This is a genomic window from Fusicatenibacter sp., assembly GCF_050872605.1.
Lineage (GTDB): Bacteria > Bacillota > Clostridia > Lachnospirales > Lachnospiraceae > Fusicatenibacter.
On record NZ_JBNMHD010000016.1, the window covers coordinates 1 to 21,966 of the forward strand.

Consider the following 21,966-nt stretch of genomic DNA (forward strand, 5'->3'; position numbering starts at 1 on the left):
ATGCGGTTTTGAAGGTATATCAAATATCTTCAATTAAATAATCCTCGATAGCTCAATGGTAGAGCATTCGGCTGTTAACCGAAGGGTTGTTGGTTCGAGCCCAACTCGGGGAGTGAATGCGACCTGTAAGAGTTTCTTACAGGTCAGTTCTTTCAAAAAGTAAATATGGCTCCGTGGTCAAGCGGTTAAGACATCGCCCTTTCACGGCGGTAACACGGGTTCGATTCCCGTCGGAGTCACTGAATATAAAATATTTGTTATGTATGCCGATGTGGCTCAATTGGCAGAGCAGCTGATTTGTAATCAGCAGGTTATCGGTTCGAGTCCGATCATCGGCTCTTTGGACCTTTAGCTCAGTTGGTTAGAGCAACCGGCTCATAACCGGTCGGTCCCGGGTTCGAGTCCCTGAAGGTCCACTTTAGTTCTATATTTTATATTCTGTTTATATCTGGCCCGGTGGCTCAGCTGGTTAGAGCGCCGCCCTGTCACGGCGGAGGTCGTCGGTTCGATCCCGATCCGGGTCGCTTTAAAAAGTCTGCGGAAGCAGGCTTTTTTCGTGTATAAAATTTTTTTCTATTATGAAAAACACCGCCTTCCAGACAGGAAAGAAAAGTCTAAAAGACGGTATTTTACTTAACGGATAAAGTTTGTGCCGACGCGCGGTTCCTTTTCCGGAAGACCAAAGGATTCTTTTCCGAGCTGAATGCTCTTCATCAGAAAACTCATATTTCGTGCAAGGGTACGCATGATCTGCAGGCCTTCGAGATCCTGCTGTGCCTCGTCTGCATTATTTCCGTGAATACTGTTCCAATACTGGCCGGAGGCAACCGGCATGCCGGCGATGGTGAAATATTTGTTCAGCTCATCAAAGGTAGCGGAAAGACCGCCGCGGCGTGCAGAGACAACCGAAGCGCCGACTTTCATGGTCTTGTCAAAGTGTGTGCTGTAGAACAGCCGGTCAAGAAAAGCAATAAGTGTTGCATTTGCAGATGCATAATAAACCGGGCTTCCGACAACAAGGCCGTCTGCCTCTTCAAATTTCGGAGCAACCTCATTTACCATATCGGAAAAAGCACATTTTCCGAGCTTGGAACAGGCGCCGCAGGCAACACAGCCGCGGATATCTTTATTTCCGATATGTACGATTTCCGCCTCAATACCGTTTTCTGTAAAGACTTTTTCCATTTCGTGCAGGGCAGTATAAGTGCTGCCTTTTGCGTGAGGACTTCCGTTGATTAATAATACTTTCATTTGATGGTACCTCTCTTTCGTAATTTCCTTTATTATAGCACCGGGAAAGATGCAAATAAAGACGCTTTTTTGGGCAAAAACTGATCTTAACAGAAATGGCTGATGGACGGTATAATACAATCAGTAAAGAAGGCAAAACTTGCAATGGGAGGTTACCAAATGAAGATAGAGAGAATTCTGATCGAAGACCAGATGGCGCCGATCGGGCTGGATGAGAAAAAGCCGGCATTTTCCTGGCTGCTGACAGCAGAAGAGGGAGAACAGAATTTACTGCAGAGCGCATGCCAGATTGTTGTGCGCACCGGAGAAAGTACGGTGTGGGACAGCGGAAAAATGGAAACCGGTGTATCGACGGGGATTGTGTATGAAGGAGAAGCACTGCAGCCCTGCACAAAATATGAAGTAAAGGCAGAAGTGTGGGATAACCACGGCGGAAAAGCAGAAGCAGAAAGTTCCTTCGAGACAGGCCTTATGGATTCTTCGTATGCAGCATGGGAGGGAGCTGAGTGGATCGGCGCACCGCATGCGACGGTATGCGCGGAAAACCGCGGTGTCTTTACGATCGAGAGTGAATTTAGGATGGAAGGCGGGAAGGGAGAAGCGGGTATCGTCTTTGGAGCCAATGACTTCCGTCTGAACGATCATACGAAAAATGAACTCGGCATGGAAGGGGAGAACTATATCCGCTATGCTGTGTGTTTTGAGGAGGGGGATGCACGCCTTGAGATTTACCGCGTGGGCTATGCACCGGAGGATACAGCAGAAAAGCCGTTTGCCGTTACAGAACTGGTCAACTGGAACGAAAAAACACAGGAAATTCTGACACCGGAGAATGCGGATGCTTTTCATAAGCTGACTGTACAGGTTGACGGAAATGTGGCATACGCCTATGTCGACGACATCCTCGTGGATGCCATTGAGGAGCATGGATTTTTTGGAACGAAAGTATCAGGCCGCCAGTTGAATCCGAGAGGAAACAACGATGTACTGCCGTATCCGAGACTGAATGAGATTGGATTTTATGCAGGAAAAGAGACGACGGGTTATTTTAAGAACCTGACGGTAAGAAATGTAAGAAAACCATCCGCGGAAATTGTTCGTGAGACGCCGGAAGGACGGCTGGATGGGGGAAAAAGTATCTTTGCGGATCAGATTCCGGTGGAAAGCGGCTGCTTTAAAGTAGAAAACAGCCAGGTCACAGCAGATCCGTCCCATCATTCGATTCCGATGCTGCGGTCGTGTTTTTTCTGCCAGGAGGAGAAAAAGCTGGCATCGGCACGTCTTTATGTCACCGCGAGAGGCATCTATGACTGCCGGATCAACGGACAGGAGATCACGGAAGATCTGCTGCGTCCGGGACTGACACAGTATGACCACAGAATGAACTATCAGACATACGATATCACAGGGCTGATGAAACCGGGCCGGAACGGAATCGGCGTGACGCTGGCATCAGGCTGGTGGAGCGAGGCACAGACCTTTGTGGTGAAGAACTTCAATTACTTTGGAGACAAGGAGAGTCTGCTTGCCAAGATTGTCATGACGTACGAGGATGGAAGCCGCGAGGTCTTTGGAACGAATACGAAGGACTGGAAATATTTCGGTGAAGGTCCTTATCTGTTTTCCAGCTATTTTGCAGGAGAGCAGTATGATGCACGCCGGGCGGAAGTTTATGAAACGTATTCTCTGCCGGAGTTTGATGACAGCACATGGGAAAAACCGGTTGTTGTGGATACCGTCATGATCGAAGAGTTCTGCACGATGCCGGGCTTTGGACGGTCCTGGCCGGCGGTTCATGAGCAGAAGCCGGAATATATCGGTGAGTACGATGCGCCGGTGCGGATTGTGGATCGGAGAACGGCAAAGACGAGAAAAGAGCTGTTCCCGGGTGTGTATCTCTACGATCTGGAACAGGAGATGGCCGGTGTACCGCGGATTACACTGCATGAGAAGGCGGGCACAAAGATCATCATCCGCTATGCGGAGGTGCTTTATCCGGATCTGCCGGAGTATGCCGGAAAAGAAGGCACGATGATGCTGGAAAATTACCGGGATGCGACGAGTACGGATGTTTATATCTGCCGCGGCGGGGAAGAGGTGTTCCAGCCGAAGTTTACCTTCCACGGCTGCCGCTATATTGAGATCAGCGGTGTGGAGCATGCGCCGGAGCTGGAAGAAGTAGAGAGTCTTCAGTATTCTTCTGTGACGGAATTCCATGGAAGCCTTACGAGCAGCCATAAACTGCTGAACCGGTTTGCCGAGAATGTTTCCTGGTCACAGAAATGCAACTTTATCAACATTCCGACCGACTGCCCGCAGAGAAATGAGCGCATGGGCTGGGCGGGCGATACGCATATTTTCTGCCATACGGCGCTCAACAACAGCAGCCTGAAGAAATTCTATGAGCGGAACCTGCAGGCGATGCGTGATCTGCAGACACCGGAAGGCCAGTACCCGGAGATTGCACCGGTGGGCGGCGGATTCGGCGGCATTACGTATGAGTGTGCGAGTATTTTTATGGCGTGGGAGCTGTATGAGCAGTATGGGGATATCCGCACACTGGAGAAATTTTATCCTGGCATGCAGAAATATATGGACTATATGAAGGATAAGGGTCTGCCGGAAACGAAGGTAAATCCGGCGATCGGACCGCTTGGCGACTGGCTGGCACCGGAAGAGACGGATCTGCTGCTTTTATGGAATGCATTCTATTATAAAGAAGCCGATCTGATGAGCCGGATTGCCGGTGCGCTCGGAAGAACAGAGGAGCAGCATCAGTATGAGGCGCTTGCTGCGAAGGTGAAGAAATTCTGGAATGAGACATTTGTACTTCCGGATTCCGGAAAGACCTGCAATGCGGACGGAACGCTGTGTGATACGCAGTGCTCGTATGCAATTGCACTGTCTTATGGTGTGGCAGAAGACAGAAAGAGAACAGGAGAGCATCTGATCCGAAAGACGAGAGCGATCGGCCATACGGTCGGAACGGGATTCTTTGGAACGGGTATTCTGAACCAGATGCTGACCGAGCAGGGCGCTGTGGAGGATGCCTGGAAGATGATGCTGCAGACGGCATTCCCGTCGTGGCTGTATCCGGTGACCCAGGGAGCGACGACGATCTGGGAGCACTGGGATTCCTACACGAAGGAAAAAGGCTTCGGCGGACAGAATGCGATGAACTCGTTCAATCATTATTCTCTCGGAAGCGTTCTTTCCTGGCTGTATCACACGGGACTTGGTATCCAAAGAGACGAGACAAAACCGGGTTATCAGCACATTCTGCTGAAACCGCAGCCGGGTCCGCTCGAGTTTATGAAAGGTTCCGTAGACAGCCCGTACGGCGTGATTTCTGCCGGATGGGAGCGGAAAGGTGACAAAATAGAGTATCAGGTTACGATTCCGGTCAATACAACGGCAACCCTGTTTAAAAACACGGAGGATCCGGCGGATACCGTGGAACTGGGAAGCGGAACGTATACTTTTATGCTGTAAAAAGAAAACCCGAAAGGCTCCGGCAAAGAAATGGGAGACTTTCGGGCGGAAAGAGAAACGCTGTCGGAGAGAAGAGAACTCCGGCAGCGTTTTCTTTGTCATGCTTATTTTTCGGCAGTCATGTGCAGATGACGTTTGATCGCCTCAAAGCTTTCCTGGCTGATGACATGCTCGATGCGGCAGGCATCTTCCGTGGCGGTCTGCTCATCAACACCAAGACTCATCAGGCCGCGGGAGAGGAGCTGGTGGCGCTCATAGATCATCTCTGCGATCGCGCGTCCGCTGTCGGTCAGGTAGATGTAGCCTTCCGGCGTTACGCGGATCTGCTCTTTTTCTCTTAAGTTTTTCATGGCAACGCTGACACTTGATTTTTTAAAGCCAAGTTCTTCTGCAATATCAACACCGCGTACAACGGGCTTTTTCTGACTTAAGACTAAAATGGTTTCCAAATAATTTTCTGCGGATTCGTTCGTTTTCAGCAAAATGTTCACCTCGTTTTTCTAAATAGCTGAAGATTCATAAATATATATAAATATAGAATAGCATATTTTTCAGAATAGGGCAATGATGGTTTTTGATGGTTTTTCTTAATTTCAGAAAAGTTGTAAGATTTCAGAAAAAAGACAATGAGGATAGAAGAAGAAAAGCAAGATAAAAGATGACAGGGGGCAAAAAGAGAGGTAAAATAGGAAAAAACAATGAAATTTAGATGGAGGTTAGAGCATACCATGGAACAGGTGATAAAGAAAAGACTGCAGCAGGTGATGGATGCGTCCGTTGCAAAAGGAGAGACACCGGGCTGTCTTCTGGTGGTGATCAAAGACGGAGAAGAGCAGGTTTATCTGGAGAGCGGATATGCGGATATCGAAGCGAAAAAGCCGGTTTCCCGCGATAATATTTTCCGTCTCTACTCCATGAGCAAGCCGATTACCGCGACGGCCATGATGATTCTGGTAGAGCGCGGAATCGTCGATCTGGCGGATCCGGTCAGCAAGTATCTGCCGGGCTTCCGGAACCCGGTTGTATGTACAGCGGATGGGAAGATAGAAAAAGCGGAGAGGGAGATCCTTCTGGAGGATATTATGAATATGACATCCGGGCTGACGTACGGCGGAACGGATGAGACGGGACGGCAGACCGATACACTTTTTCAGGAGGTGATCCACGGACTTAAGGAAGAAAACGGCGGAACGATCAGTACAGTAGAATTTGCAAACCGTCTTGGAAAAGTCCCGCTTCTGTATCAGCCGGGCCAGTCCTGGAGTTATGGAACGTCGGCGGATGTCGCAGGTGCGGTGATTGAGGTGGCAAGCGGCATGCGATTTGGGGATTTTCTGAAAAAAGAAATTTTCGAGCCGCTCGGCATGAACGATACCGATTTCTGGGTTCCGGCAGAAAAGCAGGATCGTCTGGCGAAGGTGTATGACTGCAGGGAGGGACAGCCGTCCGTCCGTTATCTGGACAATAACCTTGGCATTCAGAACGATATGGCGTACCGCCCGGCATATGAGGCAGGCGGAGCAGGCCTTGCATCTACCATCGACGATTATGCGAAATTTGCGCAGATGCTGCTGAACGGCGGCACCTACAACGGTGTACAGATTCTCCGTCCGGCGACGGTAAAATTTCTGGGAGGCCACACATTAAGCGCGGTACAGCAGGCAGGCTTTGATAACTGGATTGGTCTGGAAGGGTTCTCCTATGGCAATCTGATGCGTGTTCTGGTAGATCCGACGCGTGTGGTAACGCTGGGAAGCAAGGGTGAGTTCGGCTGGGATGGCTGGCTTGGATGCTACATGGAAGTCGTGCCGGAGCAGAATATGACATTTCTGATGATGACCCAGAAAAAAGATGCCGGAACGTACACCCTGTCCCGGAAGATCCGAAATATTATTTTCAGCGAATGACTTTTCATGAGAGTGATTCTCAAGTAAGGCCTTCCGGCCCGTCAGATCAGACGAAAAAAGTGCCGGAAAAGAAACAACTTAACGAATCAGACGGAACATATGAGCAAATTGCTGTAAAACCACGTCGAATTTTGTCTAAAACGGATATTTGCAGTGAGACAGATGTATGCTATTTTAGTGTCAGTCGAAAATGAAGGCGATTTCATTACTACTTTCAGAAAAAACAGAAAAAAAGGGATATCGTGTAAGCTTTTGACCGATTTTGAAGGAAATAAAAGAAAGAATTCAAAATTATGAAAAGAAGACCAAAAAGCAGAAAGGATGCAGAAAATATGATTTCGTTACCGTTAAAGTTTGATGAAGTAGAGAGTGTAGAAGAATTTGTAAATATGGTGAAACGCCTGGATTACGACGTTGACGTAAAAATAGGACGATGCGTCTTTGATGCGAAATCCCTGATGAGTGTCCTGATGATCGCCGGAAACCCGGATGCGGTTGTGGAAGCCCATACGAACGATATCGAAGCATTTAAAAAGAAATTTAAGGATTACCTTCAGTAAGAAAAAAAGTCGGAAAGGCACTGTGTGTAAGATGCATGGTGTCTTTTTTGATGCACGAAAAAGCGGGTGAAGTATCTTGCCGGGGAGACGTGTGCATGGTAAAATAAAGTCTATTGGGATGGAAATAAGAGAATCAAAAGAACGGGCTGATGTAGAAGAAGTTTTTCGTAAAAAAGGAGGCACAAAGTGGAAGAAGAGAAACTGGAAAGAAGCATCAGAAAATCAGAGATTCCCGGACTTACGAGGGAAGAGGAGGAAGCACAGCTTGCGAAGGTGATCGGGATTGCCAAGCGGAATCTGGAGCAGGCGAAGGCGGATATCCGGTCAGCGAATGAGGATCTGGCGGATCTGATGGAGACGTACGACGCAAAAGAGGCGGAAGGCCTGGCGCTCTGGAACAACGCGACGGCGAAGCTGAATGCGTACCAGCACGGCATGGCGCGGCTGGAAAAAGCGAGAAAGAAGCCGTATTTCGGGCGGATTGATTTTCAGGATCCGCGGCTTTCATTTCTGGAGTCGTATTACATCGGACGCGTCGGCATTTCCGATGAGAAGGCGGAGCCGGTCGTGCTCGACTGGCGGGCACCGATTTCCTCCGTCTATTACGAGAACAGCACCGGGCCGTGCAGTTATACAGTGAGTTCAGAGGGTACTTTTTCGATTGATCTGAAAAGAAAGCGGACGTATGAGATTGAAAATGACCGTCTGAAAGACTTTTTTGATTCCGATGTGGTAGCGAACGATGAGCTGCTGACAAAGTATCTGGCGAAGAACAAAAAAGCGGTGCTCGGTGAGATCATTGCGACGATCCAGCAGGAGCAGAACCTCATTATCCGCAGATCCCCGAAGACGAATCTGATCGTACAGGGCGTGGCTGGTTCCGGAAAGACGACGGTGGCGATGCACCGGATTTCGTACATCCTCTATAATTACGAGGAGGACTTCCGGCCGGAGGATTTCTATATCATTGGAAGCAACCGCATTCTGCTGAACTACATTACCAGCGTTCTGCCGGAACTCGATGTGTACGGCATCCGTCAGATGACGATGGAGCAGCTTTTCATCCGGTTTCTGTACGAGGACTGGGACGAAGCAAAGTACACGGTACACACCATCGACCGCGCGGATGAGAAAAACAGCATAAAGGGCGGAAGCGGCTGGTTTTTCGATCTGGAAAATTTCTGCCGTACGTACGAGGCAGAGCAGATTCCGCGGGAGCCGGTGCGGCTGGAAAAAACGGGAACATTGCTTCTGGACGCCGAGTATATTGATAACTATTGCAGGGAGCAGTCCACACTTTCCATGGAAGGAAAGATGTGCATGCTGAACGAGATCCTGCTGGCAAAATTTGAGAACGAGGTTTCGGGAAAAGAAGTGACGTTTCCGGCGCGCGAGAAAAAGGCGCTGAAGCGGAAATACGAGAAATATTTTGGAGATGGAAAATGGCGGGGATCTATTTTTGATCTCTATTTGCAGTTTCTGGGGCAGCAGGCGGAGAAAGGAAAAGCGGTGGAAGTGCCGGAAAACTCCTTTGATGTCTATGATCTGGCGGCGCTGGCATACCTCTATAAGCGGATCAAGGAAAACGATCCCGTGCGCGAGGCGAGCCATGTGGTCATCGACGAGGCGCAGGATTTCGGGATGATGGCGTACCAGGTGCTTCATTACTGTCTGCGTGACTGTACGTATACCATTATGGGAGATACGTCGCAGAATATCCATTTTTCCTACGGCCTGAACGACTGGGAGGAGCTGAAAAAGCTGATTCTGACCGGCACGTACGATGCGTTTGGCGTTCTGCGGAAGAGTTACCGGAATACGGTGGAGATCTCCGATTTTGCAAACGAGATTCTGCGGCATGGGGACTTTGCGATCTATCCGGTGGAGCCGGTGCTGCGGCACGGAACGGCGGTGCGGAAAGAAGCATTTGACGATGAAGCGGCGCTGCTCGCCGCGGGTGTTCAGACAATCAAGACATGGCAGGCGCAGGGATATGAGACGATTGCCGTTGTATGCCGGGATGAGACAGAAGCGGCGGATACGGCGCGGAAGCTGAAACAATACGTGCCGGTTGAGGAGGAGGATCTCGAGACGGCAGAGTTCGGCGAGGGCGTGATGGTGCTCCCGGTAGCATATACGAAAGGTCTTGAGTTTGATGCGGTGCTGCTTCTTGATCCGACGGAAGAAAAATATCCTGAAAATGACGGGCAGGTGAAGCTGCTTTACGTGGCGGCGACGCGGGCACTGCATGAGCTGGCGGTGCTGTATACAGGAGAGCTGACGGGAATCCTTGCCAAAGAAGCGCCGAAGGGCCGTCACAATCAGGAATTTGCCATGGAGACGCTGACAAAGGCGAAAGAGTATGAAAAGGTTTCGATGACGCAGAAGGAGACGCGGGAGGAGAACCGCGCGATTGGTATCCAGGAGATGGACGAGCGGAACAGCCACGGACCGAAGCGGATTGTGATCAAGCCGGAGCAGAGGCCGGGAATGGCGCCTGGAAATACAAGCACGACCAGAACAGCGGTGATGGCAAAAGGCAGTACGGCAACGCGGAGGGCTGCGGCAGAAACGGGAGAAGAAATTGCCGCAAAGACAATGCAGCAGCGTGCACCGGAAGGGGTGTCATCTGTTTTTGCAGGTGCGGCTTACCGTGGGAAAGCAGGCAGCAAAGCGCCGGGAAGCAGACGGTTTGCTGGAAATGGAACGGCAGGAACACAGACAGGGAAAGCCGAGGTGCCAAATGGAACAGGCACGGCCGGAGTGCAGAGTGCAAAAAGACCGGGCGGAGCAGGTATGGTACCAGGAGAAGCCGAGAAGACGGAGCGCCTGAATACCTCACCTTACGCTTTCGGTGCAATCCCGGAAAACGAGCTGCTGCGCATCAAGGGCCATTCGAAGATCAAGTGTGCGGTGAAATGGGCGAAGAAAGGAAAATCGGCGGTTGAGATTGCCAGCATGTACGGCAGCTTACGCATCACTCCGATCACGCCGGAGGTGATCCGCATCAGTTTCGTAAAGGGTGTGACCGCAAAAGTGCAGGATACGTACTGGAAGCCGAAAGCGGATACCGCGTTTCCGTGGAGTGCGAAAGAATCGAAGACGGCGGTTCTGGTCGAGACGGAAAAGCTGCGCGTCATGGTAGAAAAAAAGGACGGCGCGGTGCAGTTCCTGACGCCGGACAACAAACCAATCCTTTCCGAGAAGCGTGACGAGCCGCGCATGATCGACGGCGGTATGACATGGACATTTTTCGACTGGAGCGGTTCCGAAAAGCTGAAAGCAAAGGGCATTCTCTCGACCGAGTGGCTGGATCTGACCGCGAAGGCGCGCTACGTCTCTTTTGGCGGAAAGCAGGCGCGGATGCCGCTGCTTGTTTCGAACCGCGGCTACGGCATTGCGGCCGCCGCGTCCCGGACGGCACTGCTGTGCAATGTACGGACGTTTGGAACGTATCTTCACACCGCAGGGGACGGACAGATTGATTATTACTTCATTCTCGGAAAAAACCGGGAGGAAATAGTAAAACAGTATAAAGAGCTATAAAAGGAGCAGACATTTTATGAAAACTCTGGTAATTGCAGAAAAACCATCCGTGGCACGCGACATTGCGCGCGTACTGGAGTGCAGCAAAAAAGAAAACGGAGCGCTGGAGGGAAACAAGTATATCGTTACCTGGGCGCTCGGCCATCTGGTGACGTTAAAAGATCCGGAAGACTATGACAAAAAGTATAAGGAATGGAATATGGCAGTTCTGCCGATGATGCCGGAAAAACTGCAGATCAAGGTCATTCCGCAGACGGGAAAACAGTATCACGCGGTGACGGCACAGCTTGCGCGGAAGGATGTAAATGAGGTTGTCATTGCAACGGATGCCGGCCGCGAGGGAGAGCTGGTAGCACGGTGGATTCTCGACAAGGCGCACAACCAGAAGCCGTGTAAGCGTCTCTGGATTTCTTCTGTGACGGACAAGGCGATCCGGGAGGGCTTTGCCAATCTGAAGGATGCGAAAGAGTACGACAATCTCTACCGCGCTGCCGTTTCCCGTGCCGAGGCGGACTGGCTCGTCGGCATCAATGCGACGCGGGCGCTGACCTGTAAATACAATGCACAGCTTTCCTGCGGCCGTGTGCAGACGCCGACACTTGCCATGATCGCACAGCGCGAGCAGGAAATCCGTGAATTTGTCCCGAAAACGTATTACACGGTGACGGCCGCGGCGGGCGGTGTGGTCTACACCTGGAAAGATGAAAAATCGGGCGGCACAAGAATCTCCGATCCGGAAAAGGCAAAGCAGATCGCAGAGAAGGCAAAACGGTATCCGCTTGTCTTACAGAACGTAGAAAAGAAGAAAAAGCAGAAAGAAGCGCCATTGCTCTACGATCTGACGGAGCTGCAGCGCGATGCGAGCGCACGGTTCGGCTATTCGGCAAAACAGACGCTGAATCTGATGCAGAGCCTCTATGAGACCCATAAAGTCCTTACGTATCCGCGGACAGATTCACGGTATCTGACGAAAGATATTGTGCCGACGTTAAAAGAGCGGCTGGATGCGGTCAGCATCGGCCCGTACAAAGCACTGGCCCAGCAGGCGAAGCGCAGTCCGCTGAACGGAAAGCTCTCCTTTGTCAATGATGCGAAGGTTTCCGATCACCATGCCATTATTCCGACGGAGCAGTACGTGCAGTTATCCGCACTCTCGAACGAGGAGCACCGCATTTATGATCTTGTTGTGCGCCGTTTTCTTGCGGTACTGCTGCCGCCGTGTGTATATGAAGAGACGGTGATCCAGGCTTCCATCGAAAAGGAATGCTTTACTGCGCGCGGAAAGCGCATGGTCGAGAAAGGCTGGCAGGAGGCGTACGAGGATAACCGGTACGACGAAGAGGATGAGGCGAAAGAAGAGGTGCGGGAGCAGAATCTGCCGCTTCTGGAGGCAGGCATGAAGATCGGGCAGCCGAAGATCAGTCTCCGCGAAGGAAAGACAAAACCTCCGGCACGCTTCACGGAAGGCACGCTGCTCTCCGCGATGGAAAATCCGGTCCGCTACATGGAAAACCGCGACAGCAGCCTGGTAAAAACGATCGGTGAGGCGGGCGGCCTTGGAACGGTTGCGACCCGTGCGGATATCATCGAGAAGCTGTTCCGCAGCTTTCTGCTGGAGAAAAAAGGCAATGAGATCTATCTGACCTCGAAAGCACGCCAGCTTCTGAAGCTGGTTCCGGCGGATTTGAAAAAGCCGGAGCTGACGGCAAGCTGGGAGATGCAGTTAAACGACATTGCAAAGGGAAAGAAGCGGCGCGATGTGTTTATGAAGGAGATCCGCAGCTACACGGTGGAACTGATCGATGAGATCAAGACGGAAGAGGGAACGTTCCGCCACGACAACCTGACGAACAAGAAGTGCCCGAACTGCGGAAAACGGCTGCTTGCGGTGAATGGAAAGAACGCAAAACTGCTCGTCTGCCAGGACAGAGAGTGCGGCTACCGCGAGACGGTTTCCCGCACGACGAATGCGAGATGCCCGGTCTGCCATAAGCGCATGGAGATGATCGGAAAGGGCGAGGATGCGACGTTTGTCTGCGCCTGCGGCCACAAAGAGCGCATGACAAAATTCCAGGAGCGCCGCAAAAAAGAGGGCGGCGGTGTGACGAAGCGCGATGTGGCAGCCTATATGAAGAAACAGAAAAAAGAGGCCGAAGAGCCGGTGAACAATGCGTTTGCCGCGGCATTAAAAGGAATTAAATTATAAAAATGGGGCGAGTCCTGCCAAAAATCAAAAAAACGGTGGACTCGCTCTTTTTGTTAAAATCGTAGAGAAAAGAGTCAAAAAAAGTGATTGTTTTATGCAGAGTTATGCCGTAAAATAGAAACAAATGATATAAGAAACAGGAAAATTGTTAAAAGAAACATAACGGCAGTGGCAGGCGGAGAGAAATCGGTATCCTCCACTGACATGAGGCAAATCACAGTCGAACTATTCTCTACATGTCAGACTCCGTGAAAATACCGACTGTGAGTTGAAACAAAATAAATTGGGAAAAGAAGGGTGAAACTTATGGAGAAAACAACGAAAAACGGAATTAACCGGATCAGCCAGGAGGGCGGAAAAACGATCGCCTGGGCAGAAGAGTCCGGCGTAAAAGTATTGGAAAAAGATGGATATTACTTTAAAGACCTGGCAAAAACCGGTGAACTGCTGCCGTATGAGGACTGGCGTCTCTCCGATGAAGAGAGAGCCGCAGACCTTGCGGGCCGTCTTTCCATCGAGGAGATCGCGGGTCTTATGCTGTACTCACCGCACCAGGCTGTACCGCCGATGCCGGGCGGACCGTTCCAGGGAACGTTTGACGGAAAAACGTATCTGGAATCCGGTAAAGAACCGTATGCGATTTCCGATCAGCAGAAAGAATTTCTGGAGGACGAGCACATCCGCCATATCCTGCTGACGAACGTGGAAAGCCCGGAGATCTCCGCAAAATGGAGCAATGAGCTGCAGAAACGGGCAGAGACACTGCCATATGGTATTCCGGTCAACCTCTCCTCTGATCCGCGGAACGGAGCAAAGGATTCCGGCGCAGAGTTCAAGAGCGGCGGAAGCGAGATCAGCAAATGGCCGGAGGGTGTCGGCTTTGCAGCATGCTTTGACCCGGAAGTAGCCGGACAGTTTGCAAAGGATGCCTCACGTGAATACCGGGCACTCGGCATCACAACGGCACTCGGACCGCAGATCGACCTCTGCACCGAGCCGAGATGGATGCGCTTTGTCGATACGTTAGGCGAAGAAGTGGAGATGTCCAAAAAGCTTACCAAAGCGTACTGTGACGGTATGCAGACAACGGAAGGGGAAGCAGACGGCTGGGGAAAAGACAGCGTCAACACGATGGTAAAACACTGGCCGGGCGGCGGCACCGGAGAAGCCGGACGCGATGCACACTATGCATTCGGACAGTTTGCCGTTTATCCGACCGGAAACTTTGAGGAGCATTTAAAACCATTTACCGAGGCAGCCTTCCACCTGGACGGACCGACCGACTGCGCATCCGCGGTTATGCCGTACTACACCGTATCCTACGGCGTGGACAAGAAAAACGGCAAGAACGTCGGAAACTCCTACAGCGAGTACCTGATCAAGGATCTGCTACGCGGAAAATATGAATTCAAGGGCATTGTCTGCACCGACTGGGGCATCACCCAGGATCCGGAGAAGACGATTGAGGGCTTTGGAAGCCGCTGCTACGGCGTGCAGGATATGACCGAGGCAGAACGGTGTCTGCTGGCGATCACAAACGGCGTTGACCAGTTCGGCGGAAACAGCGAGTCCGGTCCGATTGTCGAGGCGTATAAGATCGGCTGTGAGAAATACGGCGAGAAAGCGATGCGTGAGCGCATGGAGCTGTCCGCCAAACGTCTTCTGATCAACATTTTCCACTGCGGCTTGTTTGAGGATCCGTATCTTGATCCGGAAGAATCCGCAAAGATTGTAGGATGCGAAGAGTTCTGCCGCCATGGCTATGAGGCACAGCAGAAATCCATCGTCCTGCTGAAAAACAGTGCCAAACGCGCACCGGAAGGACAGAACGGTGTACTGCCGCTGAAGAAAGGCCTGAAAGTGTATATTCCGGAGAGAAAGATCGGACCGTCCAAAGCATTCTTCCGTATCGATCTGCCGGCGAAAACCGAAGATCCGCTGCCGGTTGGGCTGCCCTCCAAGTGCGGCACACGCGTAGCATCACCGGAGGAGGCCGATGTGGCGCTGGTATTTATCGAAAGCCCGGCGTGCAACCCGTATTCCACCGAAGACCTTGCAAACGGCGGCAACGGCTACCTGCCGATCACACTGCAGTACCGCCCGTATACGGCGAAAAAAGCGCGTGAGGTCAGCATTGCCGGCGGCGATTTCCGCGAGAATTTCACGAACCGCAGCTATCTTGGAAAGACAAACACTGCCTACAACGAGGCTGATCTCGACAATATTCTCGAATGCCGCCGCGCGATGGGCGGCAAGCCGGTGATCGTCTGCGCAACCGTCAACAACCCGATGGTGATGCATGAATTTGAAGCCGAAGCCGATGCGATCGTCGCAGAGTTCGGTGTTTCGAGAGCCGCTGTGCTCGACGTTGTCTTCGGCGATTACAACCCGACCGGCCGTCTGCCGATCCAGATGCCGAAGGATATGGATGCGGTTGAGGAGCAGAGTGAGGACCGTGCGCTGGATATGGAAACCTATATTGACAGCGAAGGACATAACTATGACTACGGTTATGGCATGAATTACGAAGGCGTTCTTCCTGCATGGAAAAAGTAAAAGAATAACAGAAAACCTGATCGGCACCGGGACCGCGTGTGTTTCGGTGCCGATATTGGAAACAAAAGACAGAATAAGGAGGACCTAAACAGAGATGATTGTTCCAAAATATTTCGAAGATTTCGATCACCTGCATGTGAATACCATGCCGAACCGTGCCTACTACATTCCGGCATCCCGCCGCATGGAGGATCTGGTGGAGAACCGGGAGGCGTCGGACCGCTTTTTCCTGCTTTCCGGGGACTGGAAATTCCGCTATTTTACCAGTGTTTACGATGTAAAAGAGGAGTTTTTCGCAGAAGGATACGACACTTCTGCATTCGAGACGATTCCGGTACCGTCCGTCTGGCAGAATTATGGCCATGACCACCATCAGTATACGAACGTCCGCTACCCGTTCCCGGTGGATCCGCCGTATGTGCCGTATGAGAACCCGTGCGGTGCGTACGTGAGAATGTTCGAGTGGAAAAAACAGGAGGAAGCACCGAGGGCATTCCTGAATTTTGAGGGCGTGGATTCCTGCTTCTACGTATGGATGAACGGCAGCTTCGTCGGCTACAGCCAGGTGTCTCATTCTACGAGTGAATTTGATGTAACAGACTTCTTAAAAGATGGCACCAACACCATCGCCGTACTGGTGCTGAAATGGTGCGATGGAAGCTATCTCGAAGATCAGGACAAATTCCGCATGAGCGGCATTTTCCGCGATGTCTATCTGCTTGCAAGACCAGAAAAAGGCATCCGCGATTACTTTGTAAAGGCAGCGCCGGACGCATCGTACCAGAATGGAGAAGTTTCGATTGCGATTACCTGGAATGACGGGGAACCGCAGGAAGGAACGGCAAAGCTGTTTGATGCAGAAAATCATCTTGTGGCAGAGGCAGCGTTTGGCGGCGATACGGTTCAGATGCATGTAAAAGATGCACATCTGTGGAATGCCGAGGAGCCGTATCTGTATACGCTGGTGCTGGAGACGGCGGGTGAGGTGATCACTGATCATGTCGGCATCCGTGAGATCCACGCGAAGGACGGTGTGCTGTACCTGAACGGCGTGAAGATCAAATTCCACGGAACAAACCGCCACGACAGCGATCCGGTGACGGGCTTTGCGATCAGCCTGGCGCAGATCAAAAAAGATCTGAAAGTGATGAAAGAACACAACATCAATGCGATTCGTACCAGTCATTATCCGAATGCGCCGTACTGCTATCAGCTCTATGACCGTCTGGGCTTCTATGTCGTTGACGAGGCGGACAATGAGAGCCACGGCACCGAGGCGGTTTACAGCAACTATACGACGTGGGAAGAGTATGCGAAGAACTGGAACAAGCTGATTGCAAACAATCCGGTATTTACAGAGGCAACCGTGGACCGCACCCAGCGCTGCGTAGAGCGCGACAAGAACCGCCCGAGCGTTGTCATCTGGTCGATGGGAAATGAGTGCGCATACGGCTGTACCTTCGAGGCGGCCTTAAAGTGGACGAAGGAATTTGACCCGACGCGTCTGACACACTATGAGGCGGCACGGTATGTGGATGATCCGAAGAAATACGATTACAGCAACCTCGACCTCTACAGCCGCATGTATCCATCACTCGAGGAGATTAAAAAAGAGCTGGTGGAGTACGGGGATAAGCCGTATATCATGTGCGAATACTGCCATGCGATGGGCAACGGCCCGGGAGATCTCGAGGACTATTTTGAACTGATCCACAGTGAGGAGAAGATGTGCGGCGGCTTTATATGGGAGTGGTGTGACCACGCGATCGACATGGGAAAAACGATCGAAGGCAAAAAGATGTACGCATACGGCGGCGACCACAATGAGTATCCGCACGACGGCAACTTCTGCATGGACGGACTCGTTTATCCGGACCGCACACCGCATACGGGACTGATGGAATTTAAAAACGTGCATCGTCCGGTGCGCGTGACGGGATATGATGCCGAAAAGGGTACACTGACCATCAAAAACTATATGAATTTTGTGAATCTGAAAGATTACGCTGTGCTCGGCTATGAGGTGCTTGTGGACGGCGAAGTGACGGAGAGCGGCAAGATTACAGATGAAGCACTGCTGGAGCTTGCGGCAGGCTGTGAGAAGACGATTCCGCTTGCCATTTCCGTGCTGCCGGAGCAGGGAAAATGTGCGCTGAAGGTTACCTGGTATCAGAAACATGCGACAGAGCTGGTGCCGGAGCAGTTTGAGCTTGGTTTTGAAGAAGTTCCGGTGGAGACGAAAGACAATCAGAACCAGAAAGCAAAAGCGATGATGAAGCACCCGGAGAGAACGGCTTCGTTCGGATGGAAAGAGGATGATCATTTCCTGACTATATCGACGGATCAGTTCAGCTATACCTACAATAAGTTTACCGGCCTGTTTGAGGAAATGTGCTATGCCAACCAGAATCTGCTCGACCGCCCGATGGAGCTGAACATCTGGCGTGCACCGACAGACAATGACCGCAATATCAAGAATACCTGGATGCGTGCGCAGTATGACCGCACCGTGACGCGGGCGTATGAGACAACGGCGCGGGAAGAGGACGGCTGCGTGGAGATCGAGACAAGCTATTCGATTTCGTCTCCGGCTCTGCAGCGGATCCTTGCAGGTGTGATCAAATGGACAATTTACGGCGACGGAACGACCGATGTCCATGTAGAAGCAAAGAAAGACCTGGTATTCCCGGTTCTGCCGCGTTTTGGCCTGCGCCTGTTCCTGCCGGATTCGTTTGCAAAACTGACCTACTGCGGCCTCGGCCCGGTGGAGAGCTACGTGGATAAGCATCAGGCAAGCTATCACGGCGTTTTCCACAGCACACCGGCAGAACAGCAGGAGGATTACATCCGCCCGCAGGAGAACGGCAGCCACTATGACTGTGATTACGCAAGCCTTGCTAATGACCGCGTGGTGCTGACGGCAGTGGGAGAGAAAACGTTCTCCTTCCAGGCATCCGTTTATACGCAGGAGGAGCTGACGGAAAAAGCACATAACTATGAGCTTAAGCCGTGCGGAAGCACTGTTTTCTGCATTGACTACCGCCAGGCGGGAATCGGATCGGCAAGCTGCGGTCCGATGCTGCTGGAGAAGTATCAGTTGAAAGAAAACGAAATAAAATTCGCCGTACGGCTGAAACCGGAACTGCTGTAAGACGATTGCAGAAAAAAATGCTGCTTCATCTTCCGAAAAGGGGGAGTGAAGCAGCGTTTTTTGTATGGGGGATAGGAAAAAGTCTGAATAAACCTATTGATACGGTATGAATATAGGTATATAATGGATGAAATTACAATTCAGATTCACAGATTCTGGAAAATCAGGGAAGAAAAAGGAGAAAACAGATCATGAGTGAAATTACAAGAGACGAGGCGTTTGCCTTATTAAAAAAATACAACAAAGATCCCTTCCATATTCAGCATGCGCTTACGGTAGAGGCGGTGATGAAATGGTATGCGAGAGAACTCGGCTATGAAGCAGAAGAGGAGCACTGGGGAATTGTCGGTCTGCTGCATGACATTGATTTTGAACTGTATCCGGCTGAGCACTGCCTGAAAGCACCGGAACTGTTGCGGGAAGGCGGCGTATCGGAGGATATCATTCATGGAGTTGTTTCACACGGCTATGGCATCACCATCGAGTGCGGCGTGACGCTGGATGTGGAGCCGGTTCACGAGATGGAAAAAGTGCTGTTTGCCGCAGATGAGCTGACAGGCCTGATCTGGGCGGCTGCGCTGATGCGGCCTTCCAAGAGCACAAAAGATATGGAACTGAAATCCCTGAAGAAGAAATATAAGAGCAAAGGCTTTGCAGCGGGATGTTCCAGAGAAGTCATCGAGCGGGGCGCCGAGCAGCTTGGCTGGCCGCTGGACAAACTGCTGACCATGACACTGCAGGCCATGGCTGACAGCGAGGATGAGATCAACCGGGAAGTGGAAGCGGAGCAGAATGTGTAAAAAACAGCCTGAGATACCAGATTGCTACGTGCTTGGCACTCCCGCAATCTTCAAAAACATTCGTAATCCGCTCATTTTTCTTCGAAAAATGGCTACTTACTCATGTTTTTGGCGGGTCAAAAGATCAAAAATTCTCTTGCAAGCGAGCTTGCATCGGCTTTTTGCCCTTTTGCCCCTGGTATCAAACAAAATCTGAGTGAAAGGGTGAGATAAAATATGATCAGTGAAAAAATTTTTGAATTAATTCTTCGAAACGGCATGACGCAGAAAGAATTCTCCGAAGAAACCGGAATTTCCCAGAGCACCATCAGCGACTGGAAAAGAAAGGGCACCAATCCGTCGGCGGATAAAATACTGAAAATCTGCGAAGTGCTGAAGGTTACGCCGTATGAACTTCTGGGGGAGAATGAGACAGAGCCAAGCGCTGTGGATTTTGAACTGCGTGCGGTAAATACAGAAGAAAAAATGATTCTGGAGGGATTCCGCAATCTGCCAGGCAGACAAAAGGAAAGAATCCTGGGATATCTGGCGGCATTACAGGAGGAATAAGAAAACATGTAGAAATCGTATGTCAGAATAGATTGACATGCGATTTCTTTTATATTAATATACGTATATACGATACGTATATTAATATAAAAGAAAATATTGACATCATATATGACACCAAATATAATAAAAGGAGAGATAAGACATGTCAAAATGGGATAAACTGATTGCGAGGATCTGAGGAGTGTCAAAGGATCTGCGGTTTCATGAACTGAGAAAAGTATTAGAAAGCTACGGATATGAACGGAATGCGCCGAAAAGCGGGAGCAGTCATTATACATTTCGAAAACCAGGCGCCGTACCAATTACAATACCAAAACATGAACCGATCAAGAAAGTGTATGTAGAAATGGTAAGACAGGTGATAGAAAGTGAGGAAAAGAAACATGAAGACGTTGAATGATTATATGAAAATGTCCTATCGTATGGAAATTGTAGAGGATCAGGATGAAGGCGGATTTGTAGTATCTTATCCAGATCTGCCAGGATGTATTACCTGTGGAGAGACCATAGAAAGCGCAGCAGCAAATGCGGTGGATGCCAAAAAGGCATGGCTGGAAGCTGCTTTGGAGGAAGGAATCGAAATCGCTGAGCCGGATAGCCTGGAAGCGTATTCCGGACAATTTAAGCTGAGAATGCCGCGAAGCCTGCACAGAGCACTGGCAGAGCATTCGAAACGAGAGGGAATCAGTATGAATCAGTATTGCGTATATCTTCTATCAAAAAACGATGCAATGGTTTCAAGAAAATTTTAAGGCGGTGAAAATATGACACAAAAACCATCCTACATTCCGAAAAAGTACATTTATGCCAAACGTACCGGCAATCTGAAAGCGGAGGCGGTAGGGGTTGTGAAAGGGGAGAAGCATTTTCCGGTTTTTGAAGGAGATGTTGTTTTTAAACCGCTTACAAAATCTAAACCGCTGTCTACACCGCTGTTCGCCTATGCTGAGGTTTTCTGGTCATGGGTGATTGATGCGTATTTTATGCCGGCGCCGCAGTATCAGCTTGCGTTTTGCGAAGGGTATGAGGCGGAGGTGGAGAAATATTACGATTATGGAACAGTTTCACCGATGATTTACGGGGAAGGAGAACATCTGCTGAATCTGCTGGAGTTCTTTCGAAAATATCCTGACGACAAAGTCCATATTGATGACTACGTCAATTACTGCCAGATGTTCTACGACTACACCGAAATCCTCGAATCCGACTATTTCCAGACCCACCCGGCGATGGCGGAGGAGCTGGTACTGCAGATTCTCGTTTCGATTTTGAAAGGCGATCAGAACTACCATTACGAAAACATCGCATTTGTCTGCCGTGAAGACGATAAGATTCTGCGTCTGGCGCCGATGATTGATCATGAGTTTTCAACATATTTCATGTTCCCGGACAGTATGCCGCGGCAGATGTACTGGTTTGAACAGCTTGCGCGGTCCATTCAGGGGGATGAAGTACAGCTGGGGGAGTTTGATTATCTGACGAACGAAACAGAGCGTCATCTGATGGAAAAAAGCGCAATATGTCTGCACAAAAATCTGATATACATCAGAGAACATTATCCTGAAGTCTGTCAGGTGTTTCTGGAAAAATTGAGCAGACTGGAAAAGGATCTGAAAGAAAAGAAAGAGCTGTTTGAACTGGAAAAAGGCCCGGGCTACCCCGATACGGCCAATTCAGATGCTTATCTGATCGGCAAAGCACGGTACAAAGATCACGACGAAGAAAAAGCCAGAGAATATGAAACAAAATACGGCGGAAAAGAAAAACAGATCAATTTTGAAGTCGTAAACAGCGTAGCAGTCTATGAAATAAAGAAAATCATGCAGCAGATGCGGGAAATCCTCGAAAAATAAGCATCCGCACAGAGATTTCGCTTTTAGAAAATAAGATCCCCGTTTTGCCAGGAACACATCCGGCAGAACGGGAAATTATGAAAGAGAAATAA

14 protein-coding genes and 5 tRNA genes are annotated in these 21,966 nt (G+C 50.4%); 17 read left to right on the forward strand and 2 right to left on the reverse strand.

Annotated elements, in window-relative coordinates; genetic code table 11:
• Positions 1-41 precede the first annotated feature (41 nt).
• The 5 genes from ACY2VT_RS06585 to ACY2VT_RS06605 all read left to right on the forward strand — a co-directional run bounded on the left by ACY2VT_RS06585 (position 42) and on the right by ACY2VT_RS06605 (position 524).
• Positions 42-113 (forward strand) — tRNA-Asn (locus ACY2VT_RS06585).
• A 54-nt stretch (positions 114-167) separates the two neighbouring features.
• Positions 168-239: transfer RNA gene (locus tag ACY2VT_RS06590), tRNA-Glu, on the forward strand.
• Positions 240-265: 26 nt separating this feature from the next.
• Positions 266-338: transfer RNA gene (locus ACY2VT_RS06595), tRNA-Thr, on the forward strand.
• A 4-nt stretch (positions 339-342) separates the two neighbouring features.
• A tRNA-Ile gene (locus tag ACY2VT_RS06600) sits at positions 343-416 on the forward strand.
• Positions 417-450: 34 nt separating this feature from the next.
• Positions 451-524: transfer RNA gene (locus ACY2VT_RS06605), tRNA-Asp, on the forward strand.
• A 109-nt stretch (positions 525-633) separates the two neighbouring features.
• Here the strand turns inward: ACY2VT_RS06605 and ACY2VT_RS06610 are convergent.
• A complete protein-coding gene (locus tag ACY2VT_RS06610; RefSeq protein WP_461879336.1) occupies positions 634-1,251 on the reverse strand; it encodes a flavodoxin family protein in 618 nt (205 codons plus the stop codon).
• 159 nt (positions 1,252-1,410) lie between these two features.
• Between ACY2VT_RS06610 and ACY2VT_RS06615 the strand changes: the two genes are divergently transcribed.
• Positions 1,411-4,743, forward strand: coding sequence for a family 78 glycoside hydrolase catalytic domain (locus ACY2VT_RS06615; RefSeq protein WP_461879337.1), 3,333 nt, complete (start codon positions 1,411-1,413; stop codon positions 4,741-4,743).
• A 104-nt stretch (positions 4,744-4,847) separates the two neighbouring features.
• On the opposite strand, the gene ACY2VT_RS06620 is transcribed toward ACY2VT_RS06615, so the two are convergent.
• On the reverse strand, positions 4,848-5,222 hold the full coding sequence (locus ACY2VT_RS06620; protein WP_055221737.1) for a metal-dependent transcriptional regulator: 375 nt from the start codon (positions 5,220-5,222) through the stop codon (positions 4,848-4,850).
• A 249-nt stretch (positions 5,223-5,471) separates the two neighbouring features.
• On the opposite strand from ACY2VT_RS06620, the gene ACY2VT_RS06625 reads away from it, so the two are divergent.
• The 11 genes from ACY2VT_RS06625 (at position 5,472) to ACY2VT_RS06675 (ending at position 21,874) form a co-directional block, all read left to right on the forward strand.
• A complete protein-coding gene (locus ACY2VT_RS06625; RefSeq protein WP_461879338.1) occupies positions 5,472-6,650 on the forward strand; it encodes a serine hydrolase domain-containing protein in 1,179 nt (392 codons plus the stop codon).
• A 332-nt stretch (positions 6,651-6,982) separates the two neighbouring features.
• Positions 6,983-7,210 carry an HPr family phosphocarrier protein gene (locus tag ACY2VT_RS06630; protein WP_147326098.1) on the forward strand — a complete coding sequence of 76 codons (228 nt, stop codon included), beginning with the start codon at positions 6,983-6,985 and terminating at the stop codon, positions 7,208-7,210.
• A gap of 186 nt (positions 7,211-7,396) precedes the next feature.
• Positions 7,397-10,756 (forward strand): 3'-5' exonuclease, encoded by a 3,360-nt coding sequence (locus ACY2VT_RS06635; protein WP_461879339.1) that lies wholly within the window; start codon positions 7,397-7,399, stop codon positions 10,754-10,756.
• 16 nt (positions 10,757-10,772) lie between these two features.
• Positions 10,773-12,962 carry a DNA topoisomerase III gene (locus tag ACY2VT_RS06640; RefSeq protein WP_461879340.1) on the forward strand — a complete coding sequence of 730 codons (2,190 nt, stop codon included), beginning with the start codon at positions 10,773-10,775 and terminating at the stop codon, positions 12,960-12,962.
• A gap of 306 nt (positions 12,963-13,268) precedes the next feature.
• Positions 13,269-15,518, forward strand: coding sequence for a glycoside hydrolase family 3 protein (locus ACY2VT_RS06645; protein WP_461879341.1), 2,250 nt, complete (start codon positions 13,269-13,271; stop codon positions 15,516-15,518).
• 94 nt (positions 15,519-15,612) lie between these two features.
• Entirely contained in the window at positions 15,613-18,669 is a 3,057-nt protein-coding gene (locus tag ACY2VT_RS06650) for a glycoside hydrolase family 2 TIM barrel-domain containing protein (protein WP_461879342.1), read from the forward strand.
• A gap of 191 nt (positions 18,670-18,860) precedes the next feature.
• Positions 18,861-19,469, forward strand: coding sequence for an HD domain-containing protein (locus tag ACY2VT_RS06655; RefSeq protein WP_461879343.1), 609 nt, complete (start codon positions 18,861-18,863; stop codon positions 19,467-19,469).
• 216 nt (positions 19,470-19,685) lie between these two features.
• Positions 19,686-20,018 (forward strand): helix-turn-helix domain-containing protein, encoded by a 333-nt coding sequence (locus tag ACY2VT_RS06660; RefSeq protein ID WP_461874355.1) that lies wholly within the window; start codon positions 19,686-19,688, stop codon positions 20,016-20,018.
• Positions 20,019-20,202: 184 nt separating this feature from the next.
• Complete coding sequence (locus ACY2VT_RS06665) at positions 20,203-20,421, forward strand: type II toxin-antitoxin system HicA family toxin (RefSeq protein ID WP_461877208.1); 219 nt, start codon at positions 20,203-20,205, stop codon at positions 20,419-20,421.
• On the forward strand, positions 20,405-20,773 hold the full coding sequence (locus ACY2VT_RS06670; protein ID WP_461877209.1) for a type II toxin-antitoxin system HicB family antitoxin: 369 nt from the start codon (positions 20,405-20,407) through the stop codon (positions 20,771-20,773). Before ACY2VT_RS06665 ends, ACY2VT_RS06670 begins: the two co-directional genes overlap by 17 nt.
• 12 nt (positions 20,774-20,785) lie before the next feature.
• Entirely contained in the window at positions 20,786-21,874 is a 1,089-nt protein-coding gene (locus tag ACY2VT_RS06675; RefSeq protein WP_461879344.1) for a hypothetical protein, read from the forward strand.
• Positions 21,875-21,966: the final 92 nt, after the last annotated feature.